Genomic DNA, 24,762 nt, shown 5'->3' with positions numbered 1-24,762 from the left:
AAAATAGTGGGCATAAAAAAAGCGACCATCGTAGTCGAAGGTCGCTTTTAAATTCTTAATATATGGTTTTACCGTCTTTATCCTTAAAGCGGTATTCAAGATACGTATACGCATCCCTAGGTTGAATTTTAATCCATTTTTTATGCTCTAAGAACCACTTAGAACGTATGGAAGGAAAACCTTTAGTAATATAGGCCGCGATAAACGGATGAATGTTAAGTGTAATTCCGTTATCTTTCTTGGGTCCTTTCAACAACTTTTCAAGGTCGGCGTTAATTTTGTCTATCAAGACAATTGGGGCTTCTATTTCTTTGCCCCCACCATTCGGATTCTCCTCGGTGGTCTTGATGTTCATTTCGGGCCGTACCCGTTGTCTGGTAATCTGTATAAGTCCGAATTTACTCGGAGGCAATATTTTGTGCTTGGCCCGGTCATCTTTCATCTCATCACGAAGATGGTCAAAAAGTTTTCTACGGTGCGGCGCTTTTACCATGTCTATAAAATCGACTACGATAATTCCGCCCATATCGCGCAAGCGCAACTGTCTGGCTATTTCTGAAGCTGCCAAAAGGTTGACTTCCAAAGCTGTGTCTTCTTGATTCTTGGCCTTGTTCGAACGGTTACCGCTGTTTACGTCTATAACGTGCAATGCTTCGGTATGTTCTATAATGAGGTACGCGCCCTTGCTCATGCTGGCGGTACGGCCAAAAGAAGTTTTTATCTGCCGCTCGATCCCGTATTTTTCAAAAATAGGAACGGTCGAGTTATACAGTTTTACTATAGATTCCTTTCCAGGTGCAATCTCTAGCACATAATCTTTGATCTGCTCGTAAAGGGTTTCGTCATCTACGTGTATTCCTGTAAAGGAATCATTAAAAACATCCCTAAGGATGGAAGATGCCCTATTGAGCTCGACCAACACCTTTGAAGGTGCTTGTGCCTTGTACAATTTTTTACACATTGTCGACCATTTGGCCAACAAGTTTTCTAGGTCTTTGTCTAATTCCGCTACTTTTTTGCCTTCGGCCACTGTTCTGATAATGACACCGAAACCTTTAGGTTTTATACTTCTTACGAGTCTTTTTAACCTGTCTTTTTCTTCGTTGCTTCCAATTTTTTGGGATACGGAAACGCGATCAGAAAAGGGTACCATCACCAAATAACGCCCCGCAATGGAAAGTTCGGAGCTAATTCTGGGTCCTTTGGTAGAAATGGGTTCTTTAACGATTTGAACCAGTAATGATTGATTTGCTTTAATGACGTCTGTAATAACGCCATTTTTGTCAATGTCTTTTTCGAATGGAAAGTTGGCAAGTGAGTAATCCTTGATTTTGTTGGTACTCACGCCCTTGATGAATTTAAGCATAGTGGCCAATTGTGGCCCGAGGTCATGATAGTGCAAAAAGGCATCTTTTTCATAACCTACGTTTACAAAGGCAGCGTTCAAACCGGTTACCGGCTTGCGTACCTTTGCCAAGAATATGTCACCAACAGAAAAATTGTTGTTGTCTTCTTCTTTATGCAATTCAGTGAGCTTTCCATCTTTTAACAGGGCAAAATCGACGGCATCGGAACTAGATCTTACGATTAATTCTCTATTCACCTGAATGTATTTGTATTCGTTCGGCCCCTATATAAAAATAGATATATAGTGTGAACGAATAGATTAAACAATGCTTGAAACGGACTATAAAATCCGCCGAAATTTTCTTAAATCTCTATGTCAATGAACGTATGTGATGAAAAAACAAGCAAAGGGGCTGAAAATTTTTTCAACCCCTGGCAATTATTTTTTCTTGTGTCGGTTAGCTCTCCTACGCTTCTTGCGTTTATGGGTAGCCACCTTATGTCTTTTTCTTTTTTTACCGCTCGGCATAAAATTCTACTTTTAGTTAGTATATTTATTTAACTTGTACGTTGCTTTTGACACCTTCTACAAAGACCTTAGCGGGCTTAAATGCAGGAATATTGTGTGCCGGTATTTTAATGGTGGTGTTCTTGCTGATGTTTCTTCCGGTCTTCTCAGCTCTTGTTTTAATGATAAAACTGCCAAAACCACGAAGGTAAACATTATCTCCACCTTCCAAAGAAGATTTTACCTCTTCCATAAAACTCTCAACTGTGGCCTGTACATCTCCTTTTTCAATTCCCAGCTTGTCTGAGATTTTCGATACAATTTCTGCTTTCGTCATCTTTCGTGTTAAATTTTCAGTATAATTTTTTTGGGATGCAAATATATAAATTAAAATTAATCTTTCCTGCTAAAGACTTAATTTTAAGTCGTTCACCGTTTCTTTTTATTTCTGGCGCCTTCTTGGCAATACATATCGATCGCGAAACCATTAGTTTTGTGGTTTAACCTTAGGGCATAATGAACTTTTCAGAGGAAATTCTCAAGTGGTACCAAGTTAATAAAAGGAGCCTGCCTTGGCGTGGTTCTACGGATCCCTACAAGATTTGGTTGTCAGAGGTCATATTACAACAAACTCGGGTGGTACAGGGTATTCCCTACTACCTTAAATTTGTTGAGACCTACCCGAAAGTAGATGATTTGGCCCGTGCTTCGGAGGCTGAAGTCTTGAAGCTTTGGCAAGGTTTGGGCTACTATTCAAGGGCTAGAAACCTGCATGCCGCGGCCAAGATGGTGAGTGAACAATATGGGGGTGTTTTCCCTGAAACCTATGGCGGATTACTTGGGTTAAAAGGGGTGGGCGACTATACGGCAAGCGCTATTGCAAGCATTTGTTTCAATGTGCCCGAACCCGTTGTAGATGGTAATGTTTATCGGGTATTGGCGCGTTACTTCGGAGTCGATTTGGCCATCAATAGTACCGAAGGTGTTAAATATTTCAAAAAATTGGCGAGAGAGGTGATGGATGTGGGCCAAATTAGGGATTATAATCAGGGTGTCATGGAATTTGGGGCCATTCAATGTGTGCCTAAAAGTCCTGATTGTGAGGTGTGTCCGTTGAATGAAAGTTGTGTGGCGCTTCAAATGAAGCGCGTGGGTGATCTTCCGTTAAAATTAAAAAAGGCCAAGGTCAGGACGAGGTACTTTAATTATATTGTTTTTGTTTCCGAAGATGGCCGAACGGTGCTTGAACAGCGCAAAGGGAAGGGAATCTGGGAAAATTTATGGCAATTCCCGCTTATAGAATCCCCCGAAAAACTTTCGCCATCCCATTTTCAACGGTATTTTGAGGGGATAAACCATAAGGTAGACCCGGTTTCCATAGACCTTTTCAATCCAGAGACCATTGTTCATAAATTGTCGCACCAGCATTTGTATACCAGCTTTTGGGTGGTACGTACAAAGGAACTTCCTAAGAATGGAATTTCGTTCGAAGAAGCCGACACATACCCCGTACCCGTGTTAATTGCAGACTTTTTAAGAAGCTTTAAAAAATCGTATTTTTGAAAGGGTCCTTTGTTGTGAATTTCTTTTGGGGCAGGGTTATCCCGTAAATTTTAGGCTCCCATAGGAAACACTTGGTAGCGAAGGCCAAAAAACGAGTATATTTGTAGATTCAAATTGCAAAAAAGGAAGATTATGAGTGGTACGTTGAATAAAGTTATGTTGATCGGGCATTTGGGCGATGAGGTTAAAATGCACTATTTTGAAGGAGGAGGATGCATTGGCCGCTTTCCTATTGCCACCAATGAAACCTATACCAATAAGCAGACCGGAGAACGCGTAACCAATACGGATTGGCATAATGTCGTGGTCAGGAATAAAGCTGCCGAAATATGTGAAAAGTACCTGAGCAAGGGTGATAAGGTGTATGTTGAAGGTCGCCTTAAAAATAGGCAGTGGCAAGGTGAAGATGGCAATACACGCTATAGCACCGAGGTTCACGTACAAGATTTTACATTTCTTTCTACCAAAAAAGAAAGTATGGCAAATCAGCAATCGGGAGGGCAACAAGCTCGCCAAAATACCGTTTCAAATACATCGAGTGCCCCTAAAGAGGCTCCGTTAGTTAGACCAGAAGAAGACGATGATCTTCCATTCTAAATAAAAATGAGTAATTTTAGTAAACAAGAGGTATAGCCAAACATTATGATACGATTGTTTTCAGACCGATTTAGTGTTAAGAAGTATCGCAACTTTACTTGCTCTTTTGAAAAGGGGTGTGGATCAAAGTGTTGTTCACGAACCTCCGTTTATTATTAAATTACTGACCGTTGGACCCTGACCCCCTTAGTTTACAGCCTTACTTTATCAATTTCGGAAGTGCTTTTGCACTGGAAATTACTATTCTATTACTCCTACTGATATGCTCGGCCCTTATTTCGGGTGCTGAAGTGGCCTTTTTTGGCCTTTCGCCGACCGATGTAAACGAGATTGCGGAAAAGAAAAGTGTGCGGGGCAATATTATAGCCAAGCTCTTGGAAAGGCCCAAAAAGCTTTTGGCTACCATTCTTATCGCCAACAATGCGATCAATATTGGGGTGGTACTGCTGTTCAGTACCATTGGCAACAGCCTTTTTGCCAATATAGAACTTGAATGGCTCAGGTTTTTATTGGAAGTTGTAGTCGCTACTTTTCTTATATTGATGTTCGGTGAAATCTTGCCTAAGGTGTATGCCAATCGAAACCGGGTGCTCTTTGCACATTTGATGGCCTATCCGTTGAAAATGCTCGATTTCCTGTTTTCGCCGTTGAGCCTACCTATGAGGGCCGGTACCCTATTTCTCTACGATAAGTTGGGAAAACAAAAATCCAATCTTAGTGTAGACCACCTTTCACAGGCGTTGGAGCTTACCGTAGATGGCGATACCACTAAGGAGGAACAGAAGATTCTACAAGGAATTGTTACTTTTGGCAATACCGATACCAAACAGGTGATGCGCCCGCGTATAGATATTTTTGCGGTTAGTGAGGATATGAAGTTTATAGAGGTCTTGGCCGAGATCAAAAAGCATGGATATTCGCGTATCCCCGTCTTTTCCGAAAACATGGACAATGTATTGGGGGTGCTCTACGTTAAAGACCTGTTGCCCTATATCGATAGAAAGACATTCAATTGGATGTCGCTTATTCGGGAACCTTATTTTGTGCCCGAGAACAAAAAGCTTGACGATCTTTTACTTGAATTTCAAGAGAAGAAAAACCACCTGGCCGTCGTGGTCGATGAATATGGAGGTACTTCGGGGATCGTAACCTTGGAGGATATTATTGAGGAAATAGTAGGTGACATCAGTGATGAGTTCGATGATGAGGACTTGGTGTTTTCAAAATTGGATGATTTTAATTTTGTTTTTGATGGAAAGACGGCATTGAAAGATTTTTACCGTGTGACCAAAATTGAAGACGAGAACGAATTTGAAGAGCAAAAAGGAGAGTCGGAGACCATTGCCGGTTTCGTACTCGAAATAGCGGGAAGCTTCCCTAAGCGGGGAGAAACCGTGGTGTTTAAAGACTATCGATTTGTTGTGGAGAGTTTAGACAAGAAAAGACTGAAACAGATAAAAATTACCTTGCCCCAAAATGTTGAAATGTAGCCCATTGCTTTTTATTGTTTTTTTAATGGCCATCGGCTGTAAGGAAGATGTGTTGCCCAAGCCCAAGGCGCAATTGCGTTTGGAGTACGAGGCACCGAAGTTAGGCGAGCTGCAAACCGACCATTTCGAGTTTACGTACAACACCAAGGCCAAGATCAAGACACGTACCGAAACCGCGTTGACCCTTGAATATCCTGAAATGAAGGGTGAAATCTATATCAACTATAAAAAGGTGGATGGCAATATCGATAAATTGCTTTCAGATGCCCAAAAGTTGAGTTATGAACACTCGGTAAAAGCCGACGGAATCACGGAACAGCCTTTTGTAAACGATGAGAAAAAGGTATACGGAATGTATTATCAAGTCAGTGGGAATGCCGCTTCGCAGGCGCAGTTTTACGCCACTGATAGCACCGATAACTTTGTGATGGGTTCTTTGTATTTCTATACAAAACCCAACTACGATTCCATTTATCCGGCAGCGGCCTATCTTCAGAACGACATTCGCGGTATCATGGAAACCCTTAAATGGAAGGAATAAGGGGGTAAAATTTAAAATAAAAAGGTATTTCTTATTCTATGCCTAAGGTAGTTTTTGCTTGGGCGATACTCAAATCTATCTCTTCGTCGAGCAAGGCAACTTTCTTTTCCTCTTCCAACAGCCATTTTTTCTTTTGTGCGCTTAGCTTTTTGCCTTTGAACATTTCGTCGGCCGTAAAACGCTTACCGAAATTCTCCATCCAGGTCATCATGGATTTATTGGCATTTTTAAGGTCGGCTATCGCGTTCTCGTATTTCGTTTTTTCGTAAGAGGCATTGGCCTTGGTCTGTAATTTGCTTATGAGTTTAGAGACCATGGGCATTTTGTCCATGACCCTGTCGTGCGATTCCATAACCTCTTCCATTTTAGTGGGTTCGGCAGCGTCATTTTGTGCACTAGCGCTAGGTGTACCCAAAACCAAAACAGTGGTAAGTAGTAAGAATAAGTTTTTCATAGCCATATAACCGTTGTAATTAAGCAAGGTAAAAATACGGTTTCGGTAGAGCCAAGGCCCTGTTTGTCCGTTAACGCTATGTTTTTTCGTTGTACGGTAGCTTTTGCCCTACTTTTTTAATAATTCTTCGGCATTTTTGATGCTTCCGTTTATCTGGTCGCGCACTTTTTCAATGTTCGTTTCTTCCTCGTCCAACCAGGCTTGCTTTTCTTTTGATAGCGCTGCTCCGTTCAAGATTTCATCTGAGGTAAATCTAGAGCCAAAATTCTGCATCCAGTCCATCATAGATTTGTGGGCCGCTTGAAGGTCTTTACGGGCTTTTTTGTATTCGAGGCCTATTTCGGTGCTGTCTTCCTTGCTGCTCAACTCGCCAACTAATTTGCCTATTTTTCCCATTTCGGGCATTACTTCATCGTGAATGGCCATCACGGTTTTCATTTGGTTGCTTTCTTCTTTTGACTTACATGAAACCGTAATTACGGTACATGCTATGACCAATGCCATTATTATTTTTTTCATTGTTAGTTCTTTTTTGCAAATATAATACTCCTGCGATGGTTAAGGTGTGTCTGTGGCCCGAATTGATCTTTTTGTTAGGGATATATCTAATTTTTTTGAATAAAAAGGCATGTAGATACGGGGCTAAATTCGAAAGCTTCTCAATAAAAAATCGCACTTTTGTGGCTTATTTCCAATGACGGGATATAATACGGCAAGACCTTGAGCGATTACAACAAAAAGTGGCTATACTTGATTCTTTTATCGTTGGTCTGGGGCTCTTCCTTTATTTTGATAAAGAAGGCCTTGGTTGGGCTTACGCCTATGCAATTGGGAGGTCTGCGCATTGTATTTGCCTCCTTGGTCCTTTTTTTGGTGGGTTTTAAATCGGTACGTTCCTTAAATCTAAAAGATTGGAAATGGATAACCTGGGCCGGTTTGTTAAGTTCTTTTTTTCCTCCTTTTTTATTCGCCTTGGCGCAAACCCAGATCGATAGTGGGGTGACTTCTATTTTTAATTCGGTAGTACCCTTGTTGACCACTATCGTTGGGGTGCTTCTTTTTGGCGCAATTATTACCAAACGACAGGTGCTTGGCGTGTTCATTGGTTTGGGCGGAACGATAGCCCTGATCGTTGCCGGAATGGACTTTAATCCGGATCAGAATTATTGGTATGCCATATTTATATTGTTATCGGCCTTGGGCTATGCCTTGAACATCAATATTGTTAAGAAGCATTTGTCTCACTTGAGTCCTTTGGCGGTTACCACATCTAGTTTTGCCATTGCGTTTCTACCTGCCTTGGCCTTGGTCGTTTATTCCGGTTTTTTTAATGAGGTCCAAGGAAACCCGAGTATGCAGACTTCCTTGTGGTATCTGTTGGCCTTGGCCATCATAGGGACGTCGATAGCCAATATCTTTTTTAATAAGTTGATATACTTGTCCAGTCCGGTTTTTGCAGCTTCCGTAACTTATACCATTCCTTTGGTGGCTATTTCTTGGGCCGTGCTGGATGGAGAGTCTTTAAACGCTTACCAGCTTATTGGTGGGGTAATTATCTTGTTGGGGGTATGGATGGTCAATAGACGAAAGAAGTAGTAAATCACTGGTTTTTCCTACTTGGGTCGATTGTAAGTAGTGGATTTCAAATTACTCAAATTAGGGTGTTGGTGAAGTATATGTGGCTTTAACCCGTCAAGCTATTCGAAAAGGGTTTAGTGTTGCTCAGCCCTTTGCGAAAGATGCTAAGGTCATGAAATAAAAAACGGTCGAGGAATGGGAAAGAACCCACACCCTCGACCGCGTAAAAATTTTATTCTATAGTCGCCTCTACTCAAAATCGGAGTCTGAAACCCCTTCGTTGATTTTAATTTCGGAAACTATAAATTCAAAACGTTGTGGCCCGACGGCCTGGGCCATGATAAACGGAAATTGTACGCCGGAAACCTCTTTGTAATCCATATAGTTTATCGTGCTGGTGATGGTCTGCTCTCCCATTTCTGCGGTGGTCACCTCTTGTAGTTTGAGTCCGCTTTCCACATCGTAGAAGGCCGTTTTTTCTTCCGACAATTTAATTTTATAGGCTTTTTTATCTTCTACGACCTCAATGCCTTCTAAAGTGATATCGGTGCTGAGGTAGTTCAATTCGGGAAAGGGTGCCGATTCGGCTTTTACCTTTTCGATTTCATCGTCGCCCATATCTTTTCTTTGTCCTTGCATGACCATATAGCCCTTGCCTCCGTTAAGAACCTGTTTGCTCATGGAATTTCCGGCTACCTTTATATCTTGCATAAACTGGGCTTCGGTCGTTTTTTTAACCTCTAGGTTCAGTTTTGTGCCCTGCATTTCGGCTTCTGCCAAAAGGAAGTACGATTTTACGCCCTCTAGTTTTTCCTTGCCACCTATGGCCTCAATGTACTTGTTCAGTACTGTAGTGGCCGAAACATCAGAGGGTACATTCGCACTATAGTCTGGTTTTTCTACGGCATTGGCATATTTGTCAAAGTACCAAACCGGAATTTTTTTGCCTTTGAAGCTTATCTTTTCAAGGTTTTCGAGTACCTCGCTTCCCTTTCCTGCCACAACAATGCGGATGTTGCCCGGTTTCATGTATTTCTGTGCCGCCCGTTGTACATCTTCAATGGTAATGGCGTTGATTTTTTCAAGATAGGTTTTGTAAAAATCCTTGGGGAGGTTCTCGGTTTCTATGTTTAGGGCATAATTGGCAATGGTAGAAGGGTCTTCCAAAGCCATTACGAAGCGACCGGTATATTTGGCCTTGGTGTTTTCTAGCTCTTCTTTGGAGACCGGTTCGGTGCGGATGCGATCGATTTCCTTGAGGATCTCTACTACGGAGCTATCGGTAACGGCGTTTCGGACACTGGCGGTAGCCCTAAAGCGTGCCGGAGCATATTTGTCGTTGCCCAATCGGGAGTAGGAACCATAGGTGTAGGCCTTGTCTTCTCGTAGGTTTAGGAATAAGCGGCCTTCCCCGCCACCGCCTAAGATTTCGTTTACCATTAGTGCCGGAAGGTAGTCGGGATCTTTCATTTCTAGGTTGACCAAGTTTCCGACGGTGATTTCAGATTGAACCGCATTAGGTACGTCTACAAAATTGATTTGTGCATATTGGGCATCACTGGGTTTGGAAAAACCAAAAGAAGGCGGTACGGCCTTGGTCCATGGGGTAAAATGTTCTTCTACCAAGGTCTTTACATCGTCGAATTTGATGTCTCCCACAACCACCAAATATGCGTTAGCGGGAACAAAATAATCCTCATAGAATTGAATGACATCGGTAAGGGAAACCTTGTTCAGGGTCTCTTCGGTCATAAATTCCCCATATGGGTGTTTTTTGCTATAGGCCAAGGCCAGACCGACCCGTTGGGAGATGGCGGCCACACTTTTTTCTTCCGACTTGAGTCCGGTGATAATCTTTTGTTTTTCCTTGTCGAACTCATCTTGGGTAAAGTTCGGGTTTAAAGCGGCGTCTGCCATCAGCTCTAAGATTCTAGGAAAGTATTTTGAAAGCGAAGAAGCATAGGCCCCTTGGTAATTGAAATTGATACGGGCCCCGAGAAAATCGACTTCCTCGTTAAAATCGTCTTTTTTAATGTTTTTGGAACCCTTGCCCAACAGGCTTCCCATCAAGGAGGAAACCCCGGCCTTGTCAGCCTCCAATACGGGGGGGTTGTCAATGCTCAGTTGAATGGAAACCCGAGGTAGTTTGTGGTTTTCCACGACTAAGACCTTGAGTCCGTTCCTCAGTTCAAAACGCTGTGCGTCTTCGAGCTTGATTTCTGGTGCCGGACCGGCTTCGGGCATTTGACTACGGTCTATCTGTGCTTTTGCAACAAAGGCAAAAGCGAGAAAGAATAAGCTTGTAAATATATGTTTCATGAATAGTGTTTTTGCTTTTTAAAAAGAAAAAATAAGGTGGCGAGTGTAAAGCACGCCCTGATTAGTTTGATTGCGGTTCTTTCGGAAGGTAATCTATGATTACGCGCTGATCAGGTCTTAGGTATTTGTTCGCGACTTCCATGATTTCCTCACGGGTAATGGACCTGAAGATGTCAATTTCCTTATTGATCAGCTCCGTATCCCCATAGAGTAAGTAATATTGGGCCAATGAATGGGCTATTCCTTCTACTCCGGAATTGGAATTGACGAATTGGTTTTCAAACTTGTTCAGCAGTTTTTGGTGGTCTTTTTCAGATATCAAGCTGTCCCTTACCTTGGCTACTTCCTCTTCCATTTCGGTAATCAGGGTTTCAAGGTCGGTTTCCCCAACGGGAAGCGCATATACCAAATACATGCCATAATCTTCTTGGCCTACATTAAAGGCGCCTACCTGTATCGCCTGTTTCTGCTCGTCTACCATTTTTTTGTAGAGTTTCGAGCTGCGCCCGTCACTTAGGTAGGTGGAAATCATATCGAGAACATAGGCGTCCCTTTCCTTAAAGCCTGGGGTCCGATAGGAAATAACCGAGGCGGGAAGCTGAATATTAGGGTCGTAGGCCTTGGTCCTTACCTCTTTTAAGATAGGGTCTTCTTTTGGGTAGTTGCGCACTACGTCTTTTCCCTTGGGTATCGGCCCGAAATAGTCTTGGATCATCTTTTTGGTTTCGGCTAGGTCAATGTCGCCCGCAACTACCAAAACGGCATTGTTGGGTACGTAATATTTGTGGTTGTAGGCAATTACATCGTCTAGGGTGGCTGCGTCCAAATCTTCCATATACCCAATGTTAGGGTCTTTATAAGGATGCTTTTTAAACAGGTTTTTGCCAACTTCCGAAATCAGTTGGCCGTAAGGCCTATTGTCGTATCGCAGTCGTTTTTCTTCTTTTACCACTTCTTGTTGGGTCTCTACTCCCTTTTGGTCGATCACGGGGTGCAGCATACGCTCCGATTCGAGCCAGAGCCCGAGTTTTAGGTTGTTCGATGGAAAAACTTCGTAGTAGTAGGTGCGGTCTTGGGAGGTGTTGGCGTTGTTTATTCCGCCGTGGGAAGAAACGATTTCAAACCATTTTCCGCGTTCTATATTTTTAGTGCCCTCAAAGAGTAGGTGCTCAAAGAAATGGGCGAAGCCTGTACGGCCTTCGGTACGGTCTTTGCCCCCAACATGGTACATGACCGAAGTAGTGACCAAGGGAGCCGAGTTGTCTTGATGGAGAATGACATGGAGGCCGTTATCGAGGTCGTACTCTTCATATTTTACTTCTTGCGCTCGCAGGCAAAGCCCGATGAGAAGGAGAAAACCTCCTATAAGTAATTTTTTTTTCATGATATAGTGTGTTAGTTGCATTATTAGTGGACGATTGCCAAAGATCGTTACACGAAGATATTCATTTTTTGTAAGAAAAATAACCTACAATAACATCCTTTAACACGCTTTTGTGGTGTTGCTTTATTTTTTTTATTAACTTAAAGAATTGAACTTCAAAAACTTAGAAAATGAAACAATTTGCACAACCCATTCGATTCGGAATCGCTACGAGCGGTTGCCTAATTGCTTATTTTTTAATACTCTCTTTGTTTGATTTGCACACCAATATATTCTTTAGTCTGTTTAACGGTTTTATAACCGGTTTCGGAATTTACGAGGCCATTAAGTATTTTAAACTGAAGAATCCCGATAGCTTTAACTACGGGAAAGGCTTTACGGCCGGACTTGTGACCGGTTTTGTGGCTACATTGGTGTTTACCATTTTCTTTGCATTTTACAGTACGGAAATCAACTTGTTGTTTTTAGAACAACTTTCTACGGTGTGGTTTAAAGACTACAAAAGTTTTGAGGGAATCGTATTTTTTACCGTTGCGATAATGGGCTTTGCCTCTACTTTGGTGTTGACACTTTCGTTTATGCAGTTGTTCAAAACAAGCCGTAATCTTAAAAGAAAATTGGTTAAACATAGTTGAGGATTACCTCGAATAAAGTAAAGTTGGAGCCGCAAAGATGATTTGCGGCTTTATTTTTGGACTTTCAGCGTGAAAAATGAGGGTAAAATATATAAAAAACGCTTGTAGGTTAACGATTTAGGCGTATATTTGCATCCGCTTATTGAAAAAATGGGCGGAAACAATAAACTAATATATACACAATTATGTACGCAATCGTAGAGATGGCAGGGCAGCAATTTAAAGTTGCGAAAGACCAAAAAGTGTATGTTCACCGTTTACAGGCAGAAGAAGGAAAAAAGGTAACTTTTGACAATGTACTTCTTTTAGCTGACGGATCGGACATTACTGTTGGCGCCCCGGCTATAGATGGAGCCGCTGTTGAGGCAAAAGTCGTGAAACACCTAAGAGGTGACAAAGTAATCGTCTTTAAGAAAAAGAGACGTAAAGGGTACCAAGTGAAAAATGGTCACCGTCAAGCTTTGACCGAAATCGTAATCGAGAGTATCGTTGCGAAAGGTGGAAAGAAAGCTGCTGCTCCTAAGAAAGAGGAGAAGCCTGCCAAAAAGGAAGCTGCGCCAAAAGCCGCTCCCAAGAAAGCAGCAAAAGCAGATGATTTGAAAAAAATTGAAGGTATCGGACCGAAAATCGCCGAGACCTTGATTGCAGCCGGTGTTTCTACCTTTGCCGAATTGGCAAAGACTGATGCCGCCAAAATTTCCGAGATCATCGCCGATGTACGTGGTAACCACGTAACCGATACTTGGCCTGCACAAGCTAAATTAGCTGCTGAAGGTAAGTGGGACGAGTTGAAGAAATGGCAAGACGAATTAGACGGTGGTAAGGCCTAATCGCCAAACCCCACAAAGTATAATCAATATAGTGTATCCTTTAAGTGATTACTGAGGGAAACACTTTTTAAAACCTAATATCATGGCACACAAAAAAGGTGTAGGTAGTTCTAAAAACGGTAGGGAATCGGAATCGAAACGCTTGGGCGTTAAGATTTTTGGTGGCCAAGCCGCTATTGCCGGAAATATCATCGTTAGACAACGTGGTACAAGACACAATCCAGGTGAGAATGTGTATGCCGGTAAAGACCATACATTGCATGCCCGTGTAGACGGACTAGTAAAGTTTGAAAAGAAAGCTGGTGGAAAATCTTATGTTTCCATAGAGCCGTTCGAGGCTTAAGAAGTTTTTCTTTTATCGTATAAAAACCCTTTCCAAGATTCTTGGAGAGGGTTTTTTTGTTTGAATGTTTGTACATTAAGATAATGTTGGGGTAATATAAAGGCAATGTTAGCAACGTAACTTGCTCGATTCTTACCTTCCTTATGTACCATAAAATTAGAACCACGTTTTTTCTTTTTAATTTCTTGGCAATTCCGTTTTTGATGGTGGGGCAATATTCCAATGATAAGGGTATTGATGCTATTTTTGTCGAGTTAAGTGAAAACCTAAAAACGGAGCAGGCCAAGGGGGGCGTTAAAAACATTGCCCTGGCCCATGCGGAACTAGGTTATTTCTGTCAAGAAAACGGTGTTTATATAGAGGCTTTAGATCAATTTAATAAAGCTCTTGTCTTGTTGGAGAACGAAGTCCACGATACGCTATACGTTGACCTGGTCAATCGTTTGGGCTCAATTCATCTGGGGCTAAAAAATTATGAGGCCGCCATTACCCATTTCGAAAAATGTATTCTAGAAGCGCAGATTATAGATGCGGGATATATTGTCGCTACCACAAAAAGTAATCTAGGTACCTGTTATGAAAAGAAGGGTGATTACGCCAAGGCTTTAGTCTATCAGAATGAAAGTCTTAAAATGTATTTAGAGTTAGACGATTCCAATGGTATTTCCTTGGTAAATGAGAGTATTGGTAGTATTTATGAAGATTTAGAAGATTTTGAAACGGCCCAGGGTTATTTTGAAACGGCATTAAAATACCATTCCACTCTCGATAAAGGACGGGCCAATATTTTGAACAATTTAGGTGATGTCCATAGAAAAACGGGCGCCCTTGATGAAGGACTGCAATTTACCCTAGAATCTTTAGACGTAGCTACACGTGTTGGTCATACTGGAGAACAGGCAAGTGCGCACAAAGATTTGTCTAAAACCTACTATCTGATGGGGGAAGGGGAAAAGGCATACGAAGAACTTACCGCTTTTTTAGAATTGGACGAGCGAAACAAGTCCTTGTACAGAAGTAATCAAGCCAGTGCCTTACAAGTAATCTACGATACCAAGGAAAGGGAAGCCAAAATACAACAGCTTTTACACGAAGGGGAAATAGATCGCGCCCAAAAGTATCTGTTGGTCTGTGCTATGGCGACCTTCGGTATACTCGGTATACTCTGGTTGTTATATGTTAAACGAAAAAAAAGGGAAGGTCAAAAAATAGCGGATTTTGAAAAGCGTATTCTTGAGGCGGAGCTTGAAAATAAGCGTATGGAAGAAATAGGCTTGCAGAAAGAGGTGTACCTTAAAAATGCCGCACTATCACGGTACAGTTTGCATCTCGCACAAAAGAATAAGATGTTATCAGGACTTTCTCATACCTTGAAAAATAGTCTTGGGCGTTCCAATATAGATTTAAAACGAAAGTTGCGGGAAGTAGTCAATGAAATTGATTTTAGTTTATCTCAAGAACATGAGTGGGACGAGTTCTTGGTTCTTTTCAATGAAATCCATCCAGATTTTATAAAGCAATTGCATGCTAAAGTTTTAGGCCCCCTATCGCCTGCAGAATTACGGTTGTCTATTTTGTTGCGCCTTAATTTATCTTCCAAGGAAATCGCGGCAATCTTACGGCTGACTCCAGACAGTGTACGTGTATCTAGATACCGGCTTCGTAAAAAATTACCTATTGGTCCAAAAGAAGAATTGAGCCGTTTTTTGTTGACTTTTTAGCCCTGTGTTTCCGGAAGGTTACTTCTATGTAAACCCAGTATTATTGTTGCCTTGTTGTTTCCTTCTTTTTTTCGATTGTTGCCTATTTGTTTCCTTTTAGAAAACATTGTATGTGATTGATATCCATATTTTTGGAATCGTAAAACCAATCAAAAATGAATTCGAGAAAAGCATTTAAAAGTCTAGTGCTATTACTATTTGTTGCCTGCTCAAATATGGTTGTTTCGGCTCAGTTAGGAAATGTAGAGGGGACAATTTCAGATGAAAACGGTATTAATGTACCTGGGGCCAATATTATTATTTCTGAACTAAAAAAAGGGGCTATTTCAGATTTTGACGGTCGTTTTTCACTTGTTGGTATTCCTGCTGGTAACTACACCTTGAACATTACTTATTTAGGGTATGCTGATATTACCCAAGAAGTAGTGGTCAAAGAAAGGGAAACGGCATCGGTATCTATTTTTATTACACCTAAGACCTTAGAATTGGATGGAGTGGAGGTTACTGGTTTCGGGTTGGGTAGCCAAGCTAGGGCGTTGAATACACAGAGAACCAATATGAATATTACCAATGTGGTAGCAACCGATCAAATCGGGAAGTTTCCCGATGCCAATATTGGTGATGCCGTAAAGCGTATCCCCGGTATTACCATGCAGGTAGATCAAGGGGAGGCTAGAAATATTATTGTTCGCGGACTTTCACCGCAGTTAAATTCCGTTTCGCTTAATGGGAGTCGTGTGCCATCGGCCGAAGGCGATAATAGAAATGTGCAGATGGACTTGATTCCTGCCGATATGATACAAAGTATTGAAGTGAGTAAAGCGGTCACTCCCGATATGGATGCAGATGCCTTGGGAGGTTCCGTAAACTTGGTTACTAGAACGTCGCCGCAAGGTTTTCGGCTTTCTTCGACCTTAGGCTCAGGCGTGAACTTTATAACCGATAAGCCAATTATTAATGGGTCTTTCCTGTTGGGCAATAGAAGTGATAATGGCAAATTTGGGTGGATGGTCAGTGCTTCGTATAATGATAATGATTTTGGTTCCGATAATGTCGAGGCAGAATGGTCGGATGAATTTGAATACTATACGGGTTCAGATGATGTTGACGGTGAACCTATTTTAGAAGAGGTTGATGTGAATCCGTATACAAGTGCCTTTGAGCAACGTGAATACTTGGTGCAGCGGGTGAGGCGTAGTCTTTCGGCCAATTTTGATTATAGGTTCGATGCCAACAACTCCATCTTTCTTAAATCGATATACAATTGGCGTGACGACCGCGAGAATCGATTTGTACTGCAGAGTGAAATACTGGATGGCGAAGATATAGAAATAGGTGATTTTACGGTAAATCAAGGCAATTTGACACGGTTCCCCGCTGAAATTACCAGAGAGACAAAAGGCGGAATTGATAATAGCCGTAACAAGAACAGACGCCTAGAAGACCAACGAATGCAAAACTACAGTCTTGGAGGCAACCATTTATGGGGAAGTTTAAAAATGGATTGGATGACCTCCTTTGCAAAGGCTTCCGAAGAGCGGCTAAATGAACGGTATATTGTATTTGAAAATGAATATGCCGTACGAAACGACAATAGTAGTTCTAGATACCCTTTAATGACTGCAGAAAACAGTGCCGATGCAGATTTGTCGAATTTTGAATATGACGAGGTGACCGAAGAAAATCAATTCACTAAAGAAGAAGATTTTAATGTTTTTGTAAACTTTGAAGTCCCTTCCGATTTTTTTGGAAACGGAGATGGGAGTATAAAATTCGGCGGAAGGGCAAGAATGAAAACCAAATTAAGGGATAATGATTTTTTTGAATATGACCTGGAAGATGATTTTCCCACATTGGCAGATGTTGCCCAAAGAGACCTTTCCGACACCAAATTTCTGGCCGGTAGCCAATATGTAGCTGGGTCTTTTGCTGATGAAAAATGGCTTGGAGCATTGGATTTGGTAGATGGGGAGTCCGTTCCGGACGAATTTTTGAGAGCTAATTTCAATGTAGATGAAAATGTTTTCGCGGCCTATGCCATGACCAATCAAAAGATTACTGAAAAACTAAGTGTTCTGTTTGGGCTTAGGTTGGAGGCGACTAAAGTCACCGCGGTCGGTAACAGTATCATTGATGAAGAGGATTTAGTAGGAAAAATAACAGAGGAGAGTTCGTATACTAACGTCTTGCCGGGCTTGCATCTCAAGTATGACCTTAGTGATGCAACTATTCTGCGCCTTGCATGGACAAATACCTTGGCTAGACCCAACTATGAAGATTTGGTGCCTTCTTTGGATGTTGTTTCAGGCGATGAGGAAATTTATTTAGGTAATCCGGAATTGGCGGCGACCACATCGATGAATTTTGATGTTATGGCCGAACATTATTTTAGGAGTGTGGGTATTCTTTCCGGGGGACTTTTTTATAAGAACATCGATAACTTTATATACTTGTCCAGAAGTGAGACTAGTGATGATTTTTACGGAGATGATACAGCGGGTTTTGAAATTTTTCAACCCTTAAATGGAGATGGTGCCCGAATTTTTGGAGCGGAGATTGCTTTTCAAAGGCAGCTTGATTTTCTGCCAGGTTTCGCACGAAACTTTAGCTTATACTTAAATTACACTTTCATTTCTTCTTCTGCAGAAGGTATTAAGAACGAAGATGGAGAGGATCGAGAAGGTATAGATTTGCCCAATACCACTCCAAATACCTTTAATGCTTCTTTGGGGTATAACGATAAAAAATTCTCGGCTCGTATGTCCGTTAATTTTTCAGATGCATATATAGATGAGCTTGGGGGCAACGAATTTGAAGACAGGTATTACGACACACAGCTTTTCTTAGATTTTAATGCTAGTTATAAGATTACCAATAGCCTAAGTGTGTATGCAGACCTAAATAATATAAGCAACCAACCGTTGCGTTATTTTCAAGGTGTTAAAGGCCGCACGCAACAGATTGAGTTCTATGGAAGACGATTGACATTTGGTCTTAAATATGATCTCTTTAAAAGGTAGCTCCTAGATCGAAAGAACAATTCCAAAATCTAGTCTAAAATATCAATCTCCCTATACGATGAAAAATATATTCTTATTTCTTTTGGCCCTTATGGCCATGCAGTCTTGTAACACTTCAAAGCTACCTGCTGTAGCCCCAAATGTGATTACCGAAAAAACGGTTAACGATACAGATGATCCCGCTATTTGGGTCAATCCTATGGACGCATCGAAAAGTATTGTTTTTGGAACTGATAAGGAAACCAATGGGGCTATCTATGCTTTTGATCTTAATGGTAAGATACTTGAAGAAAAATCCATAAGCGATATTCGTCGACCTAATAATGTCGATATCGCTTATGGCTTTGCGATAAACGATACAACAAAGGTCGATATTTTAATGTTTACGGAGCGAGAGAAAAGTCAAGTTCGTTTGTTTTCGGTGCCGGATATGAAGCCGTTGGATAATGGAGGTTTTCCGGTTTTTGCAGACGAGAAAAACCCTGAAATGAGGCTGCCTATGGGGGTCAGTTTGTACAAATCCTCAAAAGACCAGAGCATATACGCCATAGTGGGACGAAAGACGGGGCCTACGCAAGGCTATCTGTACCAATATAAAATAGTGGCTAATGACAAGGGCCAGGTAAATGCCGAGTTGGTGCGTAAGTTTGGAAAATTTAGTGGGAAAAAAGAGATTGAGGCCATAGCGGTAGATCATGAACTAGGCTTTGTCTATTATTCAGATGAGCAACATTGTATACGGAAATATTATGCTGAGCCGTCCATGGGGGATGTGGAGCTAAGTTGTTTTGGCGGCGAAAATTTTAAAAGTGATATAGAGGGCATTGCTATCGCACAATATCCGAATGGTGAGGGGTATATTATTGTTTCCGATCAACAACGTGGACAGTTCAATATCTATTCAAGAAAAACGAATGCTTTTGTAAGGGCGGTCAATCTTTCAACTTTGGAAACCGATGGGTGCGAGGTTGTAACCGTCCCGTTGAATGATACGTTTAAGAGCGGCCTATTTGTCGCTATGAACGATGAAAAGAATTTTTATTTCTACGATTTGGAAAAATTAGGAATAGAATAGGCCATTTCCTTTATCCGGTTAGGCATGATTGGGTGTTAAGATTTGGCAGTTATGGTAAACGATGGCAGGGGTTTTTGCTTTATGCTAAAAGTCAGGTTCGGAAAAACAAAAAACCCTCACATTGCTGTAAGGGTTTGGGGTTTTATATTAGGATTGGGCCCTTGGCCCTGTATTAAGACCGAGTGCGGTCGAAGGCCTAATATCTGTAATAGTCCGGCTTGTAAGGCCCTTCTACGGTTACGCCGATATATTCGGCCTGTTCCGGTTTAAGCTCCGTTAATTCGGCTCCTAAACGCGACAAGTGCAAGGCGGCTACCTTTTCATCCAAGTGCTTGGGCAACATGTATACTTCGTTGTTGTACTTTTCGCTGTTCTTCCAAAGTTCGATTTGGGCCAAGGTTTGGTTTGTGAACGAGTTGCTCATTACAAAGCTCGGGTGTCCCGTGGCGCAACCTAGGTTTACCAAGCGACCTTCGGCCAAGACGATAATGTCTTTTCCGTCTATGGTGTACTTGTCTACCTGTGGTTTGATTTCGTCTTTGGTGTTGCCATAGTTCTTGTTTAACCAGGCCATGTCAATTTCATTGTCAAAATGGCCAATGTTACAAACAATGGCTTTGTCTTTCATTGCCTTAAAGTGTTCGGGGCGAATGATGTCTTTGTTCCCTGTAGTGGTAATGACAATATCGGCCTTGCCAACAACAGTTTCCAATTTTTTTACTTCAAAACCGTCCATACACGCCTGTAGGGCGCAAATAGGATCGATTTCGGTAACGGTAACGATAGAACCGGCGCCTCTGAAAGAAGCGGCAGTACCTTTACCGACATCACCGTAACCGGCAACTACTACTTTTTTACCGGCTAGCATGGTGTCGGTTGCACGGCGAATGGCATCAACGGCACTTTCGCGACATCCGTACTTGTTATCAAATTTCGATTTGGTAACCGAGTCGTTTACATTGATGGCCGGCATAGGCAAAGTACCGTTCTTTACGCGTTCGTACAAACGGTGAACACCGGTAGTGGTTTCTTCGGAAAGACCTTTAATGGCCTTGGCCAATTCAGGATAATCGTCCAATACCATATTGGTAAGGTCGCCACCATCGTCCAAGATCATATTCAAGGGCTTGCGCTCCTCGCCAAAAAACAGGGTTTGCTCGATACACCAGTTAAATTCTTCCTCGCTCATGCCTTTCCAAGCATATACAGGTACGCCCGCAGCGGCAATGGCGGCGGCGGCATGGTCTTGTGTAGAGAATATATTGCAAGAGCTCCAAGTAACATCGGCGCCCAATGCCACCAAAGTTTCTATAAGAACAGCGGTTTGAATGGTCATGTGAAGACATCCGGCTATTCGTGCACCTTTTAAAGGTTGCTCTTCTCCGTATTCTTCGCGCAAAGCCATAAGGCCAGGCATCTCGGCTTCTGCAAGTTCGATTTCTTTTCTTCCCCAGTCCGCCAAAGAAATATCTTTTACCTTATAAGGCACATAAGAAACAGTTTTGGTATCCATATTCTTTTTTATTTTTTACTTTCGTTATATTAGCTATACAGCTATTTGTGGTTGCAAAGTTAAGAAAAACGTATAGAACCCTATGCCTCTTTATAAGATAGTCAAGGTAAATAAAGACACCAAGGTGTATATCTGGAAGGTTACCGAGTCGGAACAGGAACTTTCTAAGGGTATAGACCTGACGCCGCATTGCCAAAAAAGAATGCGGGGCATGAAATCTGAAATGCATCGCAGGGGGTTCTTGAGCATCAGGCACTTGATGGCCGAAGCTGGATATGTAGATGCCGATTTGTATTATGATGAATTTGGAAAGCCCCATTTAAATGATGGTAACAAGATAAGTATTACCCATTCAAACCATTTTACGGGAATCATCGTAAGCAGTAAGGACGATGTAGGGATCGATATTGAAATGCAAAGGGAAAAAATCTTGCGAATAGCACATAAATTCACCCCTATAGAAGAATACCGGACCATAGCCAATACCGACGCCCTTATACGAAAATTGACTATTGTATGGGGAAGCAAGGAGGCCCTCTATAAAATATATGCCCAGCAAGGTCTAAGTTTTATACATCATATTGATGTAAAGGACTTTGTTTTCGACAGTGCGGCGACCACTGCGGAAATATTGTACCAGGGCGACCTCTCTATGTACCATATAAGGTTTATGGAGTTCGAAGGGTTTACCTGTGTCTATGCCTTAAAAGGCTAGCCAGAATAAAGAGGGGGCAAAAACATATTAAAAATTGAAGGTGTACGTGATTGTTGTAACGCTTGCGGCCATAATCGACGAACAACCAAATATAAAATAGAATGAACATATCGGTAGAGCTTACCTTTTCTCCCTTACAGGATGATTTTGAAGAACACATTATCAACTTTATTAAAAAGTTACGGGCTTCAGGACTTACTGTTTTGGAAAACCCTTTAAGTACCCAGGTCTATGGTGAGTATGATGAAGTAATGGACCTTCTTAAAGAAGATATTAAGGAAGCTTTTGAATTGATGGACAAAGGGCTGTTGTATATGAAAGTGGTAAAGTCTGACCGAAGCGATTATGAGCCACATTTTTGATTGGATTTTTGCACAGTACGAAGGTGTTCCCATCCATTTGGTGGTCTTGGAAATCATAGGTGTAATCTTCGGGTTTTTAAGTGTACGGTTTTCAAAAAAGGAGAATATCCTGGTTTTTCCTACCGGTATAATTAGCACCGCTATATTTGTTTATATCCTCCTGATTTTTGGCTTGTTGGGCGATATGCTTATCAATGCCTACTATTTTTTAATGAGTATATATGGATGGTATTTCTGGACGCGAAAAGTAGACCAGACCCATTTTATACCGATTACACGAACGACAAACAAAGAGAAGCAATGGTCGGCCCTGTTGTTTGTGGGGACCGTCATTTTCGTGTGCTTGGTCTATTACCTTTTTGATAAGTTCAACAATTGGACAGCGTATGTAGACACCTTTACCACGGCTATTTTCTTTGTAGGAATGTGGTTGATGGCAAAGAAAAAGCTTGAAAACTGGGTGTATTGGATTATCGGGGATATTATCAGCGTTCCCCTTTATTGGTACAAAGGCCTTATATTTACCTCCCTGCAATATTTCTTGTTTACGATTATTGCGGTTTACGGTTATCTCGCATGGAAAAAAAGTTTGAACAAGAGCCCTCAGATGTTGTTAAAATAGTACTGTTCGGTCCTGAATCTACAGGAAAGACCACGCTTTCCGATCAGTTGGCCCGTGAGTACAATACGGTTTGGGTACCCGAATATGCTAGGGAGTATTTGCAAAACAAATGGAACAACGAGCGAAAGACCTGTGAGCCCAAAGATTTATTGCCGATAGCCGAAGGTCAGATGCGGCTTGAAAACGAACTTGCCAAAAAGGCTACAGAGGTACTTATCTGCGATACCGACCTGCTTGAGACCAAGGTATATTCGGAAGCCTATTATCTGGGCTATTGCGATCCGGTCTTGGAAAAGTACGCGTTAAATAATCATTATGATTTGTATTTTCTTACGTATATAGATGTGCCCTGGGTGGGCGATGATCTAAGGGATAAACCCAATGAACGTGAGCGTATGTTCAATTACTTTAAAGAAACCCTTGAAAAATATAATCGTAATTTTATTATATTGACCGGAGGAAGGGAAGAACGCTTGGCGACCGCCGTAAAACATATAGATAACTTATTGAAGAATAAATGACACTAACAGAAAATGATTTGGCCCTGCTGGCCAAAAAGGGAATTTCGGAGAAAAAGGTAAACGAGCAAATAGAGACCTTTAAAGAGGGTATTCCGTTTGTACAACTTGAAAAGGCCGTTACAATAGGTGAAGGGCTTTCAAAATTTACCCCATCCGAAGAAAAGGATTTGATTCAAAAGTTCGAAGCCTCGAGTACCGGGCTGTCTTTGTTGAAATTTGTGCCTGCTTCAGGGGCCGCATCGCGTATGTTCAAGGCTTTGTTCAATTTTTTGGATGCTTACGACCCTAAGGAAGAATCGTTGGAAGCGTATTTTGAACGTACGGACGATAAGGCCATGAAAGCCTTTTCGGAGGGTATAACCGACTTCGCCTTCTACGATTTGGTCAAACAGCGCATTGCGGGAAAGACTTCTTCCAAAGATGAGGAACTCTATCTTTTAGTAAAGGAAATGATGTCTGAAGATGGTCTTAATTACGGGTTTTATCCAAAAGGATTATTACCTTTCCATAACTATGGGGACCATACGGCTACGCCTTTTGAAGAACATTTAAAGGAAGCATCGGTGTATGCCAAGACTGGTAATACCGCAGAGTTGCACTTTACCATTAGCGAACAGCATGGCGATATGTTCAATGCGGAGTTCAACGCCGTAAGTGAGAGGGTGTCGAAGGCTACCGAGACCTCTTTTAAGGTGAGTTATTCCTATCAAAAACCATCGACCGATACTATTGCGGTAGATATGCGGAACGAACCCTTTCGAAACAGTGATGGTTCCGTCTTGTTTAGACCTGGAGGCCATGGTGCCCTAATCGAGAATTTGAACGAGCAAGATGCCGATATCATATTTATCAAGAATATCGACAATGTTACCGTTCCAAGATTTGCAGGCGAGGTAGCGGATAGTAAAAAGATATTGGCAGGGGTGCTCTTAAGTGTCCAAGAAAAGGCCTTTGCCTATGCCAAAAGTCTCGATAACGATGAACTGACCTCAAGTCAATTAGACGAGATCAAGAGCTTCTTGGAGAACGAACTTAACGTGCGTTTCTCAGATAATTTCGCAGGATTCAGTATCGGCGAACAAATTGAAGTGTTAAAAGATAAGATTGATAGGCCCATACGTATCTGTGGGATGGTCAAGAACGAAGGAGAACCCGGAGGCGGCCCATTCTGGATCAATGACCGAAAAGGAAATATTTCGTTACAGATCATTGAGTCAGCCCAAATTGATATGGATAACGCGCATCAGGCCGCGATCCTCAAAAACTCGACCCATTTCAATCCGGTCGACTTGGTCTGTGCCGTGAAGAACTATAAAGGGGAAAAATACAACCTGATGAACTACATCGATACCAAGCAAGGGTTTATTACGGGCAAGACCAAAGAAGGCAGGGAGTTAAAGGCCCTGGAACTTCCAGGATTGTGGAATGGCGCCATGGCGTTTTGGAACACCATATTTGTAGAGGTACCATCTTCAACTTTCAACCCGGTAAAAACCGTAAACGATCTATTGCGGCCCGCACATCAGGTCAAATAGCGCGTCATAAGCTGAAGTACAGTATAAGGTTTACCTAAAAAAGTGTGTATTTTTTACACACTTTTTTATGTTTTTACACACCTGTATAC

At 41.8% G+C, this 24,762-nt stretch carries 23 protein-coding genes; 16 read left to right on the top strand and 7 right to left on the bottom strand.

From position 1 onward, the window contains the following. Window positions 1-55: 55 nt before the first annotated feature. On the bottom strand, window positions 56-1,603 hold the full coding sequence (locus B4Q04_RS02025) for a ribonuclease E/G (protein WP_013992740.1): 1,548 nt from the start codon (window positions 1,601-1,603) through the stop codon (window positions 56-58). Window positions 1,604-1,901: 298 nt separating this feature from the next. Continuing rightward, the gene (locus tag B4Q04_RS02020; RefSeq protein WP_013992739.1) at window positions 1,902-2,192 is read right to left on the bottom strand and encodes an HU family DNA-binding protein; all 291 of its coding nucleotides are present in this window, start codon (window positions 2,190-2,192) and stop codon (window positions 1,902-1,904) included. A gap of 179 nt (window positions 2,193-2,371) precedes the next feature. Between B4Q04_RS02020 and mutY the strand changes: the two genes are divergently transcribed. From mutY to gldD, 4 genes are all read left to right on the top strand, one after another. Further along, window positions 2,372-3,418, top strand: coding sequence for an A/G-specific adenine glycosylase (gene mutY / locus B4Q04_RS02015; protein WP_088695850.1), 1,047 nt, complete (start codon window positions 2,372-2,374; stop codon window positions 3,416-3,418). A gap of 132 nt (window positions 3,419-3,550) precedes the next feature. Then, a complete protein-coding gene (locus B4Q04_RS02010) occupies window positions 3,551-4,015 on the top strand; it encodes a single-stranded DNA-binding protein (protein ID WP_013992736.1) in 465 nt (154 codons plus the stop codon). Window positions 4,016-4,185: 170 nt separating this feature from the next. Next, window positions 4,186-5,505: a gliding motility-associated protein GldE gene (locus B4Q04_RS02005; protein WP_088695849.1), complete on the top strand. Its 1,320-nt coding sequence runs from the start codon at window positions 4,186-4,188 to the stop codon at window positions 5,503-5,505. After that, the gene (gene gldD / locus B4Q04_RS02000) at window positions 5,492-6,046 is read left to right on the top strand and encodes a gliding motility lipoprotein GldD (protein ID WP_013992734.1); all 555 of its coding nucleotides are present in this window, start codon (window positions 5,492-5,494) and stop codon (window positions 6,044-6,046) included. The genes B4Q04_RS02005 and gldD overlap by 14 nt, the downstream gene beginning before the upstream one ends. Window positions 6,047-6,077: 31 nt before the next feature. Here the strand turns inward: gldD and B4Q04_RS01995 are convergent, their stop codons facing one another. Together B4Q04_RS01995 and B4Q04_RS01990 are read right to left on the bottom strand one after the other, a co-directional pair. Further along, window positions 6,078-6,500, bottom strand: a complete 423-nt coding sequence (locus tag B4Q04_RS01995; RefSeq protein WP_123772318.1) for a hypothetical protein — start codon at window positions 6,498-6,500, stop codon at window positions 6,078-6,080. Between the two features lie 108 nt (window positions 6,501-6,608). After that, the gene (locus B4Q04_RS01990) at window positions 6,609-7,019 is read right to left on the bottom strand and encodes a hypothetical protein (protein ID WP_013992732.1); all 411 of its coding nucleotides are present in this window, start codon (window positions 7,017-7,019) and stop codon (window positions 6,609-6,611) included. 231 nt (window positions 7,020-7,250) lie between these two features. On the opposite strand from B4Q04_RS01990, the gene B4Q04_RS01985 reads away from it, so the two are divergent. Then, entirely contained in the window at window positions 7,251-8,096 is an 846-nt protein-coding gene (locus B4Q04_RS01985) for a DMT family transporter (RefSeq protein WP_231854803.1), read from the top strand. A gap of 231 nt (window positions 8,097-8,327) precedes the next feature. Here the strand turns inward: B4Q04_RS01985 and B4Q04_RS01980 are convergent, their stop codons facing one another. Then, complete coding sequence (locus tag B4Q04_RS01980; RefSeq protein ID WP_013992727.1) at window positions 8,328-10,397, bottom strand: M16 family metallopeptidase; 2,070 nt, start codon at window positions 10,395-10,397, stop codon at window positions 8,328-8,330. Window positions 10,398-10,458: 61 nt separating this feature from the next. Beyond that, window positions 10,459-11,781, bottom strand: a complete 1,323-nt coding sequence (locus B4Q04_RS01975; RefSeq protein WP_088696368.1) for a M16 family metallopeptidase — start codon at window positions 11,779-11,781, stop codon at window positions 10,459-10,461. A 170-nt stretch (window positions 11,782-11,951) separates the two neighbouring features. Here B4Q04_RS01975 and B4Q04_RS01970 point away from each other — a divergent pair, with 170 nt between their 5' ends. The 6 genes from B4Q04_RS01970 (at window position 11,952) to B4Q04_RS01945 (ending at window position 19,405) form a co-directional block, all read left to right on the top strand. Then, window positions 11,952-12,416, top strand: a complete 465-nt coding sequence (locus B4Q04_RS01970; protein WP_013992725.1) for a DUF4199 domain-containing protein — start codon at window positions 11,952-11,954, stop codon at window positions 12,414-12,416. A 185-nt stretch (window positions 12,417-12,601) separates the two neighbouring features. Next, the gene (gene rplU / locus B4Q04_RS01965; protein ID WP_013992724.1) at window positions 12,602-13,246 is read left to right on the top strand and encodes a 50S ribosomal protein L21; all 645 of its coding nucleotides are present in this window, start codon (window positions 12,602-12,604) and stop codon (window positions 13,244-13,246) included. Window positions 13,247-13,328: 82 nt separating this feature from the next. Next, a complete protein-coding gene (gene rpmA / locus B4Q04_RS01960; protein ID WP_013992723.1) occupies window positions 13,329-13,589 on the top strand; it encodes a 50S ribosomal protein L27 in 261 nt (86 codons plus the stop codon). Between the two features lie 143 nt (window positions 13,590-13,732). Next, window positions 13,733-15,310 (top strand): tetratricopeptide repeat protein, encoded by a 1,578-nt coding sequence (locus tag B4Q04_RS01955; RefSeq protein WP_088695847.1) that lies wholly within the window; start codon window positions 13,733-13,735, stop codon window positions 15,308-15,310. Window positions 15,311-15,465: 155 nt separating this feature from the next. Then, window positions 15,466-18,330, top strand: coding sequence for a TonB-dependent receptor (locus B4Q04_RS01950; RefSeq protein WP_201723370.1), 2,865 nt, complete (start codon window positions 15,466-15,468; stop codon window positions 18,328-18,330). Window positions 18,331-18,388: 58 nt separating this feature from the next. Then, on the top strand, window positions 18,389-19,405 hold the full coding sequence (locus B4Q04_RS01945) for a phytase (RefSeq protein ID WP_088695845.1): 1,017 nt from the start codon (window positions 18,389-18,391) through the stop codon (window positions 19,403-19,405). Window positions 19,406-19,601: 196 nt separating this feature from the next. Here the strand turns inward: B4Q04_RS01945 and ahcY are convergent, their stop codons facing one another. Next, complete coding sequence (gene ahcY, locus B4Q04_RS01940) at window positions 19,602-20,918, bottom strand: adenosylhomocysteinase (protein ID WP_088695844.1); 1,317 nt, start codon at window positions 20,916-20,918, stop codon at window positions 19,602-19,604. A gap of 82 nt (window positions 20,919-21,000) precedes the next feature. Here ahcY and B4Q04_RS01935 point away from each other — a divergent pair, with 82 nt between their 5' ends. The 5 genes from B4Q04_RS01935 to B4Q04_RS01915 all read left to right on the top strand — a co-directional run bounded on the left by B4Q04_RS01935 (window position 21,001) and on the right by B4Q04_RS01915 (window position 24,673). Further along, on the top strand, window positions 21,001-21,633 hold the full coding sequence (locus B4Q04_RS01935; RefSeq protein WP_088695843.1) for a 4'-phosphopantetheinyl transferase family protein: 633 nt from the start codon (window positions 21,001-21,003) through the stop codon (window positions 21,631-21,633). A 101-nt stretch (window positions 21,634-21,734) separates the two neighbouring features. Then, window positions 21,735-21,995, top strand: a complete 261-nt coding sequence (locus B4Q04_RS01930) for a thiamine-binding protein (RefSeq protein ID WP_013992716.1) — start codon at window positions 21,735-21,737, stop codon at window positions 21,993-21,995. Beyond that, window positions 21,979-22,617 carry a nicotinamide riboside transporter PnuC gene (gene pnuC, locus B4Q04_RS01925; RefSeq protein WP_088695842.1) on the top strand — a complete coding sequence of 213 codons (639 nt, stop codon included), beginning with the start codon at window positions 21,979-21,981 and terminating at the stop codon, window positions 22,615-22,617. Before B4Q04_RS01930 ends, pnuC begins: the two co-directional genes overlap by 17 nt. Continuing rightward, window positions 22,572-23,138, top strand: a complete 567-nt coding sequence (locus B4Q04_RS01920) for an AAA family ATPase (protein ID WP_046287377.1) — start codon at window positions 22,572-22,574, stop codon at window positions 23,136-23,138. Before pnuC ends, B4Q04_RS01920 begins: the two co-directional genes overlap by 46 nt. Next, a complete protein-coding gene (locus B4Q04_RS01915) occupies window positions 23,135-24,673 on the top strand; it encodes a DUF4301 family protein (protein ID WP_088695841.1) in 1,539 nt (512 codons plus the stop codon). The genes B4Q04_RS01920 and B4Q04_RS01915 overlap by 4 nt, the downstream gene beginning before the upstream one ends. Window positions 24,674-24,762: the final 89 nt, after the last annotated feature.

Origin of the sequence: Zobellia sp. OII3 (genome assembly GCF_002211465.1) — a bacterium.
Lineage (GTDB): Bacteria > Bacteroidota > Bacteroidia > Flavobacteriales > Flavobacteriaceae > Zobellia > Zobellia galactanivorans.
This window is presented reverse-complemented; position numbering and strand designations above follow the sequence as displayed.

Coding starts and splice junctions, on each gene's coding strand:
- B4Q04_RS01920 (WP_046287377.1), top strand. CDS start 22,572: ATGGAAAAAAAGTTTGAACAAGAGCCCTCAGATGTTGTTAAAATAGTA.
- B4Q04_RS01990 (WP_013992732.1), bottom strand. CDS start 7,019: ATGAAAAAAATAATAATGGCATTGGTCATAGCATGTACCGTAATTACG.
- pnuC (WP_088695842.1), top strand. CDS start 21,979: ATGAGCCACATTTTTGATTGGATTTTTGCACAGTACGAAGGTGTTCCC.
- B4Q04_RS01955 (WP_088695847.1), top strand. CDS start 13,733: ATGTACCATAAAATTAGAACCACGTTTTTTCTTTTTAATTTCTTGGCA.
- B4Q04_RS01975 (WP_088696368.1), bottom strand. CDS start 11,781: ATGAAAAAAAAATTACTTATAGGAGGTTTTCTCCTTCTCATCGGGCTT.
- mutY (WP_088695850.1), top strand. CDS start 2,372: ATGAACTTTTCAGAGGAAATTCTCAAGTGGTACCAAGTTAATAAAAGG.
- B4Q04_RS01980 (WP_013992727.1), bottom strand. CDS start 10,397: ATGAAACATATATTTACAAGCTTATTCTTTCTCGCTTTTGCCTTTGTT.
- B4Q04_RS01935 (WP_088695843.1), top strand. CDS start 21,001: ATGCCTCTTTATAAGATAGTCAAGGTAAATAAAGACACCAAGGTGTAT.
- gldD (WP_013992734.1), top strand. CDS start 5,492: ATGTTGAAATGTAGCCCATTGCTTTTTATTGTTTTTTTAATGGCCATC.
- B4Q04_RS01970 (WP_013992725.1), top strand. CDS start 11,952: ATGAAACAATTTGCACAACCCATTCGATTCGGAATCGCTACGAGCGGT.
- B4Q04_RS01945 (WP_088695845.1), top strand. CDS start 18,389: ATGAAAAATATATTCTTATTTCTTTTGGCCCTTATGGCCATGCAGTCT.
- B4Q04_RS01930 (WP_013992716.1), top strand. CDS start 21,735: ATGAACATATCGGTAGAGCTTACCTTTTCTCCCTTACAGGATGATTTT.
- B4Q04_RS01950 (WP_201723370.1), top strand. CDS start 15,466: ATGAATTCGAGAAAAGCATTTAAAAGTCTAGTGCTATTACTATTTGTT.
- rplU (WP_013992724.1), top strand. CDS start 12,602: ATGTACGCAATCGTAGAGATGGCAGGGCAGCAATTTAAAGTTGCGAAA.
- B4Q04_RS02010 (WP_013992736.1), top strand. CDS start 3,551: ATGAGTGGTACGTTGAATAAAGTTATGTTGATCGGGCATTTGGGCGAT.
- B4Q04_RS02020 (WP_013992739.1), bottom strand. CDS start 2,192: ATGACGAAAGCAGAAATTGTATCGAAAATCTCAGACAAGCTGGGAATT.
- B4Q04_RS01915 (WP_088695841.1), top strand. CDS start 23,135: ATGACACTAACAGAAAATGATTTGGCCCTGCTGGCCAAAAAGGGAATT.
- B4Q04_RS01995 (WP_123772318.1), bottom strand. CDS start 6,500: ATGAAAAACTTATTCTTACTACTTACCACTGTTTTGGTTTTGGGTACA.
- ahcY (WP_088695844.1), bottom strand. CDS start 20,918: ATGGATACCAAAACTGTTTCTTATGTGCCTTATAAGGTAAAAGATATT.
- rpmA (WP_013992723.1), top strand. CDS start 13,329: ATGGCACACAAAAAAGGTGTAGGTAGTTCTAAAAACGGTAGGGAATCG.